This window comes from Cupriavidus sp. UYPR2.512 (assembly GCF_000379565.1).
Classification (GTDB): Bacteria; Pseudomonadota; Gammaproteobacteria; order Burkholderiales; family Burkholderiaceae; genus Cupriavidus.
Genome location: NZ_KB903163.1, coordinates 32620 through 41794 on the forward strand (window position 1 = coordinate 32620; position 9175 = coordinate 41794).

9 protein-coding genes and 1 pseudogene are annotated in these 9175 nt (G+C 64.9%); 6 read left to right on the forward strand and 4 right to left on the reverse strand.

Annotated features, from left to right (window positions below):
* Positions 1-20: 20 nt before the first annotated feature.
* The 3 genes from benB to catA form a co-directional block, all read right to left on the reverse strand.
* Entirely contained in the window at positions 21-536 is a 516-nt protein-coding gene (gene benB / locus A3A5_RS0129235; RefSeq protein WP_018313993.1) for a benzoate 1,2-dioxygenase small subunit, read from the reverse strand.
* Positions 533-1957: a benzoate 1,2-dioxygenase large subunit gene (gene benA / locus A3A5_RS0129240; RefSeq protein WP_018313994.1), complete on the reverse strand. Its 1425-nt coding sequence runs from the start codon at positions 1955-1957 to the stop codon at positions 533-535. Before benA ends, benB begins: the two co-directional genes overlap by 4 nt.
* Positions 1958-2061: 104 nt before the next feature.
* Entirely contained in the window at positions 2062-2985 is a 924-nt protein-coding gene (catA, locus tag A3A5_RS0129245; protein WP_018313995.1) for a catechol 1,2-dioxygenase, read from the reverse strand.
* Positions 2986-3131: 146 nt separating this feature from the next.
* Between catA and A3A5_RS0129250 the strand changes: the two genes are divergently transcribed.
* The 5 genes and pseudogenes from A3A5_RS0129250 (at position 3132) to A3A5_RS39495 (ending at position 7308) form a co-directional block, all read left to right on the forward strand.
* Positions 3132-4049: a LysR family transcriptional regulator gene (locus A3A5_RS0129250; protein ID WP_018313996.1), complete on the forward strand. Its 918-nt coding sequence runs from the start codon at positions 3132-3134 to the stop codon at positions 4047-4049.
* Positions 4050-4162: 113 nt separating this feature from the next.
* Positions 4163-5308, forward strand: coding sequence for a muconate/chloromuconate family cycloisomerase (locus tag A3A5_RS0129255; protein WP_018313997.1), 1146 nt, complete (start codon positions 4163-4165; stop codon positions 5306-5308).
* A gap of 45 nt (positions 5309-5353) precedes the next feature.
* Positions 5354-5632: a muconolactone Delta-isomerase gene (catC, locus tag A3A5_RS0129260; RefSeq protein WP_018313998.1), complete on the forward strand. Its 279-nt coding sequence runs from the start codon at positions 5354-5356 to the stop codon at positions 5630-5632.
* A gap of 13 nt (positions 5633-5645) precedes the next feature.
* Complete coding sequence (pcaD, locus tag A3A5_RS0129265) at positions 5646-6428, forward strand: 3-oxoadipate enol-lactonase (RefSeq protein WP_018313999.1); 783 nt, start codon at positions 5646-5648, stop codon at positions 6426-6428.
* A 26-nt stretch (positions 6429-6454) separates the two neighbouring features.
* Positions 6455-7308 (forward strand): annotated as a pseudogene (locus A3A5_RS39495) (3-keto-5-aminohexanoate cleavage protein).
* A 352-nt stretch (positions 7309-7660) separates the two neighbouring features.
* On the opposite strand, the gene A3A5_RS0129275 reads toward A3A5_RS39495, so the two are convergent.
* Entirely contained in the window at positions 7661-8197 is a 537-nt protein-coding gene (locus tag A3A5_RS0129275; protein WP_018314000.1) for a GNAT family N-acetyltransferase, read from the reverse strand.
* A 349-nt stretch (positions 8198-8546) separates the two neighbouring features.
* Here A3A5_RS0129275 and A3A5_RS0129280 point away from each other — a divergent pair, with 349 nt between their 5' ends.
* The gene (locus tag A3A5_RS0129280; protein WP_018314001.1) at positions 8547-8909 is read left to right on the forward strand and encodes a hypothetical protein; all 363 of its coding nucleotides are present in this window, start codon (positions 8547-8549) and stop codon (positions 8907-8909) included.
* The last annotated feature ends 266 nt before the right edge of the window (positions 8910-9175 follow it).

Consider the following 9175-nt stretch of genomic DNA (forward strand, 5'->3'; position numbering starts at 1 on the left):
GCGCGTTCCTCCAGCCTGGATCAGATGTGATAGATGTCGATGACCTGGTTGATGTAGTCGTTCTTGAGCACGACATACTTGTCCAGGATGCGTGGCTGCCCGCCGCAGAGGTCGAGCGTGTAGCGCGACATGCCGAAGTAGCTGTAGGTAGTCTGGTAGCGATGGCTCAGCGTGTGCCAGTTGAAGCGCACGGTGCAGGTGTCGCCCTCCACCCCGAGCACTTCCACGTTGCTCAGGTTGTGGCTGGTGCGCGTGTCCGGGATGGTGGCGCTGGAGCGCTCGGTCTTGATGCGGAACACGCGATCCTCCAGGCCCTGGCGGGTCGGGTAATAGATCAGCGAGATCTCGCGCTGTGGGTCGGTAACCAGCTTGCCGTCGTCATCCCAGCAGGGCATCCAGAACTTTGCGTCGGGGTGGTAGCACTCAAGCCATGCGTCCCACTCTTCGTCATCCAGCAGCCGTGCCTCGCGGTACAGGAAGGACTGGATGGCGGCAAGGTCGACCGGTTGGTCGAGGGTGATGTCGGCGGTGCTCATGCTGCGCTCCCTGCGGCGGCGTCGGTGGCTTCATTCGCAGCTTCGGCGGATTGCTCTGCCACGGCCTTCTTCATCACGTCCAGCCAGTAGCGGTGCTGCACCGTGTAGAGGCCCTCGTCCTCGGTACGCACCCCGCTCATCACGGGCTTGAGTCCGATGCGCTGCGCGGCCTCGTCGGCACCGTCGATCCAGTGCTTCGCGCCGCGGCACATGTCGTTCCAGGCCAGCGCCTGCCCGGCGTAGCCCTGCTGGCAAGCGCGGAACTCTTCGAGGTCGTCGGGGGTGGCCATGCCGCTGACGTTGAAGAAGTCCTCGTACTGGCGGATGCGGCGCGCGCGCGCCTCGTCGGCTTCGCCCTTCGGCGCGATGCAGTAGATGGTGACCTCGGTCTTGTCGACGGCCAGCGGACGCAGCAGGCGGATCTGCGAGCCGAACTGGTCCATCAGGTAGACGTTGGGGTAGAGGCACAGGTTGCGCGAGTTCTGGATCATCCAGTCCGCGGTCTCCGCGCCGCAGCGCTCGGCGAATTCCTCGCGGCGGCTGAAGTTGGGGCGGTCCTCCGGGTTGGCCCAGCGCGACCACAGCAGCATGTGGCCATGCTCGAAGGCGTAGAAGCCGCCGCCCTGCTGCCCCCACTTGCCGGCGTCCATGGCGCGGATCTTGTCGTCCTGCGCGTTCTTCTGCTTGCGCTGGCTGGTGGTCGCGGCGTAGTTCCAGTGCACCGCCGACACATGGTAGCCATCGGCGCCGTTCTCGGCCTGCAGCTTCCAGTTGCCCTCGAATGTGTATGTGGACGAGCCGCGCAGCACCTCAAGCCCGTCGGCCGACTGGTCGACGATCATGTCGATGACGCGCGCCGCTTCGCCGAGGAAGTCCTTCAGCGGCGGCACGTCCGCGTTCAGGCTGCCGAACAGGAAGCCGCGGTAGTTCTCGAAGCGCGCCACCTTCTTCAGGTCGTGCGAGCCTTCCTTGTTGAAGCAGTCGGGATAGCCGGCGTTCTCGGGATCCTTCACCTTCAGCAGCTTGCCGCTGTTGTTGAAGGTCCAGCCGTGGAACGGGCAGGTATAGGTAGCCTTGTTGCCGCGCTTGTGGCGGCACAGCATGGCGCCGCGGTGGCTACAGGCATTGATGAAAGCGTTCAGTTCGCCCTGGCGATTGCGCGCGATCACCACCGGCTGGCGGCCGATATGGGTGGTGTAGTAATCGTTGTTGTTCGGGATCTGGCTTTCGTGCGCCAGGTAGATCCAGTTACCCTCGAAGATGTGCTTCATCTCGAGTTCGAACAGGTCTTCGTCGGTGAAGGCCGCGCGGTGCAGCCGGTAGTCGCCGCTTGCCTTGTCTTCCACCAGGAAGGCATCGAGGTCGAGGCGCCCGGCGCCGGGGCGAACGGGGGCCTTGCCCTCCGGATAGATGGGGATCATGGAGTTGTCTCCTGCCGATGTCTTGTCTGCGGGACGGCGCTGCGCATGGCGCTGCCGCCCGGACTGGATCTGCCGGCCCGCACGGCGGGCGGCACTACGGAAAATCAGGCGGCGGCGCGCTGGCGCTCCACCTCGGCGGCGGGAGCGCCGGCCTGCTCCGGCAGCAGCCGGAAGTCGAAGTCGATCGAGGCGAACGGCTTGTCCACGCCGTGTTTGTCGAGCGCGGCGGCGTCGGTGACGCGGGTCACCGCCGGCACCAGCCCCTCGCGGCTGGCAAAGGCGAAGTCGTCCCACAGGTATTCGTCGCCGTCGATGTTGATCTGCGTGGTCAGCTTGCGGTGGCCGTCCGCCGACACGAAGAAGTGGATGTGGGCCGGGCGCCGGCCGTGGCGCGCGAGCTGGTCCAGCAGGCGCTGGGTGGTACCTTCCGGCGGGCAGCCATAGCCGTTGGGCACGTTGCTGCGGAACTGGTAGCGGCCGTTGGCGTCGGTGACGATGGTGCGGCGCAGGTTGAAGTGCGACTGGGTCTTGTCGAAGAACGAGTAGTTGCCCATCAGGTTGGCGTGCCACACCTCGACCCTGGCGCCGGGCAGCGGCTTGCCGTCGGCGCCGTACACCGTGCCCTGCATGAACAGGACCTCGCCCTTGCCGTCGTCGCTACCGTCGTCGAGCCGGGCAAAGCCGGTGCTTTCCGGGGCGCCGGCCACGTAGAGCGGGCCTTCGATGGTGCGCGGCGTGCCGCCGGTCAGGCCGGCGCGGGCTTCAGCCTCGTCGGCGCGGACATCGAGGAAGCGTTCCAGCCCCAGGCCGGCGGCGAGCAGGCCCAACTCCTGGGTGGCGCCCGCCTCGGCGAAGTATTCAATGCCCTTCCAGACCTCGCTGGCGCTCAGGTCGAGGTCCTCTATCGCCTTGAACAGGTCCGCCGTCAGGCGGACTACCACCTGCTGCACGCGCGGGTCGGGGGTGCCTTGCGTGCCGGTGGCGACGATAAAGCTGTTGACCAGGGCGTCGATTTCCGAGTGAGTCATGGGGGTCTCCATAGTTGTGGTTGGGTCCCGGTTCATGCTTTGCAGGTATCGAGCTTGTCTTCCGGGCACGGATGGAGCATAGTCAACGGCAGTTTTAGCAGTCCAACACTGATTTAGTATCTGCTCGATACTCAGGAGGTATAGTCTTGGAATTGCGGCACCTGCGTTACTTCGTGGCCGTGGCAGAGGAACGCAACTTCACCCGGGCGGCCGAGCGGCTGCATATCGCACAGCCGCCGCTGTCGCGCCAGATCCAGCAACTGGAGGAAGACCTGGGTGTGCAACTCTTCGAGCGGCATTCGCGCCCGCTGAAGCTGACCGACACCGGGCGCTTCTTCTATACCCACGCGCTGCAACTGCTGGCCCAGACCGCAGAACTGCAGGCGATGACCAAGCGGGTCGGCAAGATCGAGCACAAGATGTCGGTGGGCTTTGTCGGCTCCACGCTGTATGGGATGCTGCCGCGCATCATCCGGCGCTTCCGGCAGATGCACGCCGATCTGGAACTGAGCCTGCATGAGATGTCGACCATGGACCAGATCAAGGCGCTCAAGGAGGGGCGCATCGACGTGGGCTTCGGGCGTATTCGCCACGAAGACCCGTCGGTGCGGCGCGTGGTGCTGCGCGAGGAGCGCATGATCGTGGCGCTGCCGGTCGGCCATCCGCTGGCTGACACCAAACCCGAGCTCGCGCTGCACGACCTGGTCGGTGAGCCGCTCATCATCTTCCCCAAGGCGCCGCGCCCGAGCTTTGCCGACCAGGTGCTGGCCGCCTTCCACGACCGCGCCCTGAAGCCCCGCCGCCTGCACGAAGTGCGCGAGCTGCAGATCGCGCTCGGGCTGGTGGCGATGGGCGAAGGCATCTCGGTGGTCCCGAGCAGCGTCTACGGGCTCAAGCGGGGCGACGTGACCTACAAGGAACTGGACGATCCCAAGCTGGTATCGCCCATTATCATGAGCACGCGCATGCTGGACGAGTCGGCCGACCTGCGCTCGCTGCGGGACATGATCTACCAGCTCTACGAGGATGAGGGCATGGCCTACCTGCCGCCGCCGAAGGAATAAGGAGCAGCGGGCGGTCCATACTCTGGAGGTATGAAATCAGACGCCAACGGTCTTGGACACCCAAAAAATCGCCCTCCATACTCCGGTGCAACGTTCAACTGCATCAGAAAGGTATGAAAGTGGCGACGCAGCAAAGCATCACGGCCATCGAGTCCATCGAGGCCATCCTGGTCGATCTTCCGACCATCCGGCCGCACCAGCTCGCCATGGCGACCATGCAGCGGCAGACGCTGGTGATCGTCCGGCTGCGCTGCGCCGACGGCGTCGAAGGCCTCGGCGAGGCGACCACCATCGGTGGCCTTTCCTACGGCGACGAGAGCCCCGAGGGCATCAAGCTGACCATCGACAGCTACCTTGCACCGGCGCTGCTGGGCCAGGATGCGGCCAACGTGCATGGCGCCATGGCGCGCCTCGCCAAGGTCGCACGCGGTAACCGCTTCGCCAAGTCGGCGCTAGAAACCGCGCTGCTGGACGCGCAGGGCAAGCGTCTCGGCGTGCCGCTGGCGACACTGCTAGGCGGCCCCGTGCGCGACACCCTGCCGGTGCTGTGGACGCTGGCCAGCGGCGACACCGCGCGGGACATCGACGAGGCGGAGCGCCTGCTTGACGAGCGCCGCCACGACACTTTCAAGCTCAAGATCGGCCGACGCAGCGTGCGCGAGGACGTCGCACATGTATCCGCGATCAAGCGCGCGCTGGGCGAGCGGGCGCGCGTCACGGTGGATGTCAACCAGGCCTGGAACGAAGCGGATGCCGCCACCGGCATTGCCATGCTGGAGGCCGCCGGCATCGACCTGATCGAGCAGCCCACACCTCGCGAACAACGCGCCGCGCTGGCGCGTCTGGCGGCGCGCTTCGTCGTGCCCATCATGGCCGACGAAGCCGTGTGCGGGCCCGAGGACGCGATGGAACTGGCCCGCATCGGCGGCGCCGACGTGTTCGCCCTGAAGATCGCCAAGTCGGGCGGCATCTTCGGCATGCTGCGCACGGCCGCGGTGGGCGATGCGGCCGGCATTGCACTGTATGGCGGCACCATGCTCGAAGGCAGCATCGGCACCATAGCCGCCGCCCACGGCTTTGCGACCCTGCCGCAACTGGCATGGGGCACCGAACTGTTCGGCCCGCTGCTGCTGAAGGACGACATCGTGGCCGAGCGCCCCATCTACCGCGACTTCGCGTTGCACCTGCCGCAGGGCCCCGGCCTCGGCATGGCACTGGACGAGGACAAGCTCGCCCACTACCGGCGCGACCGCGCCTGAATCCCTGCAATCAGACCCCATCAGAATCGAGGCGAGGAGACACCAATGCTGTATCTGGTACGAATGGACGTAAACCTGCCGCACGACATGCCCCCCGCGCAGGCGGAGGACATCAAGGCGCGCGAGAAAGCCTATGCGCAGGACCTGCAGCGCCAGGGCAAGTGGCAGCAGCTCTACCGCGTGGTCGGCGAGTATGCCAACTACAGCATGTTCGACGTCGAGTCCAACGAGGCGCTGCACACGCTGCTGTCGGGGCTGCCGCTGTTCCCGTACATGAAGATCGCCGTCACCCCGCTGGCGCCGCATCCTTCATCGATCCGCTGAGGGAGCCCACGTCATGCGCTTTGCCACCCACGACGGGCTTCGCCTGCACTATGAACTCCACGGTCCGGCCGGCGCGCCGGTGCTGGTCCTGTCCAACTCGCTGGGCACCACCCTGTCGATGTGGGACCCGCAGATGCCGGCGCTGCTGGAGCGCTTCCGCGTGCTGCGCTACGACACGCGCGGCCATGGCGCCTCCGGTGTTCCGACAGCGCCGTTCGGCATGGCCGAGCTCGGTGCCGACGTGCTGGCGGTGATGGACCACGCCGGCGTTGAGCAGGCCCATTTCTGCGGCCTGTCGATGGGCGGCATGACCGGCATCTGGCTGGCACGCCATCATCCCGAACGCTTTGGCCGCTTCGTGCTGGCGAATACCGCGGCGCTGATCGGCCCGGCGTCCGGCTGGAACACGCGCATCGAGCGCGTGCGCAACGAGGGCATGGCGGAGATTGCCGAGGGCGTGCTGGCCCGCTGGTTCACGCCGGCTGCGCTGGCAGGCGATCCGGCGCACATCGCGCCCGTGCTCGCCATGCTCGCCTCCACGGATCCCGCCGGCTATATCGCCAACTGCGCCGCCGTGCGCGACGCCGACCTGCGCGGCCTGCTGCCAGGCATCCGGTCGCGCGTGCTGGTGATCGCGGGCGTGCAGGATGCCGCCACCACGCCGCAACACGGCCGCGAGCTGGCGCAAGGCATTGCCGACGCCGAATACCTCGCGCTCAATGCCGCGCATTTGTCCAACTGGGAGTTGCCCAAGCCGTTTTCGCACGCGGTGATCCGCTTCCTGTCCCAGGCGTGATGCACTACACCACCCGAAGCCTCGATATGACCCAGCCCTGCATTATCTCCGTCGCCATCACCGGCTCGCTGCCGCGCAAGAAGGACAACCCGGCCGTGCCGATCACCGTCAGCGAGCAGGTCGAGTCCACCCAAGCCGCGTTCGAGGCGGGGGCCACGCTCGTCCACCTGCACGTGCGCAATGACGACGAGACGCCGTCCTCCGAGCCGGACCGCTTTGCCCGCGTGCTGGAGGGCATCCGCAAGCATGCGCCGGGCATCATCACGCAGGTCTCCACCGGCGGCCGCTCCGGCGCGGGAAAGGAGCGAGGCGGGATGCTGGCGCTGCGGCCGGACATGGCCTCGCTTGCCACCGGCTCGGTCAATTTCCCGACACGCGTCTATGACAATCCGCCAGACCTGGTGGACTGGCTCGCCGCGGAAATGAAGGCCTGCGCCGTCAAACCCGAGATAGAGGCCTTCGACCTGTCGATGATCTTCCAGGCGGTGGCCATGCAACAGGCCGGCAAGATCGACGGCGCGCTGCATATCCAGTTCGTGATGGGGATCAAGAATGCGATGCCGGTCGATCGCGAGGTGCTCGCCTTCTATGTGCATACCCTGCGGCGCCTGGCACCCGATGCCACCTGGACCGGCGCTGGCATCGGCCGCGACCAGTTGACGATGGCGCGCTGGTCGCTCGAACTGGGCGGCCATTGCCGCACCGGCCTGGAAGACAATGTACGGCTTGACAAGCATACACTGGCGCCCTCCAACGCCGCGCTGGTCAGCCAGGTGCGGCCTTGTGCGAGGAATATGGGCGCCCCGTGGCGACAGTGGCCCAGGCGCGCGCGCTCCTGGGGCTGCCATCAAAGGAAATCGACGGTCGTTCGCCCTTGTAGATTAAGTCCTAATCGAAGACGCGCGGCACCGCAGCCTGAAAATCTGCATCGCTTTCAACATGAACCCGGTAGCCACCACCGACATCGTGGCGTCGACCGGAGGAACGAGCGTTGAATTCGCCGGCGGCCTAACCTTGGCCCTGAACCGGAGACTGCGAAGTGAGGGCTGCGTAGTAGAGGTTGTCCTAGGTGCGGCGCCCCGAGCATGACGGCCGCGCCCAACACTTATGGACATCGTGAAGGCAGGTCGCAAAGATGCAGTGTGGATTAGCGCATATAGGGCCGGGCAGCAGAGTATCCGATGCAGGAAAGCCGAAGGTAGAGCGGTAACCCACCTCCGGGCAACACTGTCTTACAGCGCAAGGGTCACCACGCGCAGCGTGGCATCGTCGGGGCACGGTATGTCGGAAAATCCCAAACGTCTAGCCAGTCGCCGCATCGCGGTATTCGATGACAAGACATAACCTTCCATGCATCGATAACCGCGGCGGCGAGCGATGTCAATCAAAGCGCTCAGCAGTCGGCTGGCAAGGCCAATCCCATGCCAGTCATCGACTACCGTCACGGCAAACTCGCAAGCATCGTTGCCCGGCGCCGCGGCGTAGCGCGCGCCACCCACAATAGAGGAGCCCTTCTCTTTCGTGGCAAGCGCCACCAAGGCAAACTCGCGTTCCGCGGACGGGTGCGTCGCCTGCTCAAGCATCGTTTCCGGCAACTGTTGCATGGCGGCCATGAATCTGGCATAACGCGCATCGGCGGAAAGTTTGCTGAATGCCGCCATTAGGCCGGCCTTGTCGTCTTCGGCAATCTCCCGAACCAGGACTTCCCGTCCATCGCGCAGGACCACGGTGAACGGCACGAATATTGTCGCATTGGGCTTGTTTTGCATGGCAACGGTGTCGCAAGAGAAGAAGGCGAGTTCGACGCGTTGAGCCCGCGGCCTTTCATATTAGGCGGTCTAGCGGAATCCGCCGGTACCAGAGGCAGGCCGTTGCACTCAACATCGCCGAACAACACCGCGTGATGTCGCACCCAAGCCAAGTGGCACCTTGGGTATCGAAATGGAGAGCCAGGCGGCTCATTTCGCTCTTCGCGTCGAATATCATCGACGCGAAGTTTGGCGCGCAGTCTCCGGTCCGGGCGCCTAGAATGCTGAGTGAGTCAAGGCTCAGGAAGCTCGGCCAGCAGATCTTCCAGTGCCGAAGATTCAAACAACATCATGACTTGAGGAGAGCGACATGACCGTACGCAAATTGCCCGCAGTTGGTTTCGCAGTCCTGATGGCACTCACTTCTCTAGGTGCGACGGCCCAGTCAGCGCCGGGATCCCAACCGGGGGCGGCGCCAGCCGAGATTCCGAAAGCCCCCCCGACTACGGCGCAGGCCAAGGCCCTGATTGCCGAGCGGTTCAAGGCGGCCGATACCAATCATGACGGCAAGCTGGCCCGTGACGAAGCGCAGACGGGCATGCCGCATGTCTACGAGAATTTCGACAAGATCGACGTCAAAAAGCAGGGTTTCGTCACGGAACGCCAGATCGGTTCCTATTGGATGAAGAAGACCAAGGATCAGATGCAGAAGGAAGATCCAATCTGGAACTGAAGGAACTGAAGCGCTTAGCTCGTGACCTCGCCACCGCTACCGCCAACCTGTTCCGCTGGCCGGCGATAGCCAACCGATAGCAACCGTGACGTATGTCTTTTTAAATCAATACGTTACGGCAGCTATTCGATCGTGGCCGATAGTCCCCGACGAACCCGATCTCACTCCCACTCCATCATCAACAGGCCACCTAAACCCGCGTGGTTAAAGGGATTGGCTGCGATCGACTTGCGGCCTTACCGTCGCTTATACCGTCAAGCACGCTG

Coding starts and splice junctions, on each gene's coding strand:
- pcaD (WP_018313999.1), top strand. CDS start 5,646: ATGCGCTTTGCCACCCACGACGGGCTTCGCCTGCACTATGAACTCCAC.
- A3A5_RS0129275 (WP_018314000.1), bottom strand. CDS start 8,197: ATGCAAAACAAGCCCAATGCGACAATATTCGTGCCGTTCACCGTGGTC.
- benB (WP_018313993.1), bottom strand. CDS start 536: ATGAGCACCGCCGACATCACCCTCGACCAACCGGTCGACCTTGCCGCC.
- A3A5_RS0129255 (WP_018313997.1), top strand. CDS start 4,163: ATGAAAGTGGCGACGCAGCAAAGCATCACGGCCATCGAGTCCATCGAG.
- catA (WP_018313995.1), bottom strand. CDS start 2,985: ATGACTCACTCGGAAATCGACGCCCTGGTCAACAGCTTTATCGTCGCC.
- catC (WP_018313998.1), top strand. CDS start 5,354: ATGCTGTATCTGGTACGAATGGACGTAAACCTGCCGCACGACATGCCC.
- benA (WP_018313994.1), bottom strand. CDS start 1,957: ATGATCCCCATCTATCCGGAGGGCAAGGCCCCCGTTCGCCCCGGCGCC.
- A3A5_RS0129280 (WP_018314001.1), top strand. CDS start 8,547: ATGACCGTACGCAAATTGCCCGCAGTTGGTTTCGCAGTCCTGATGGCA.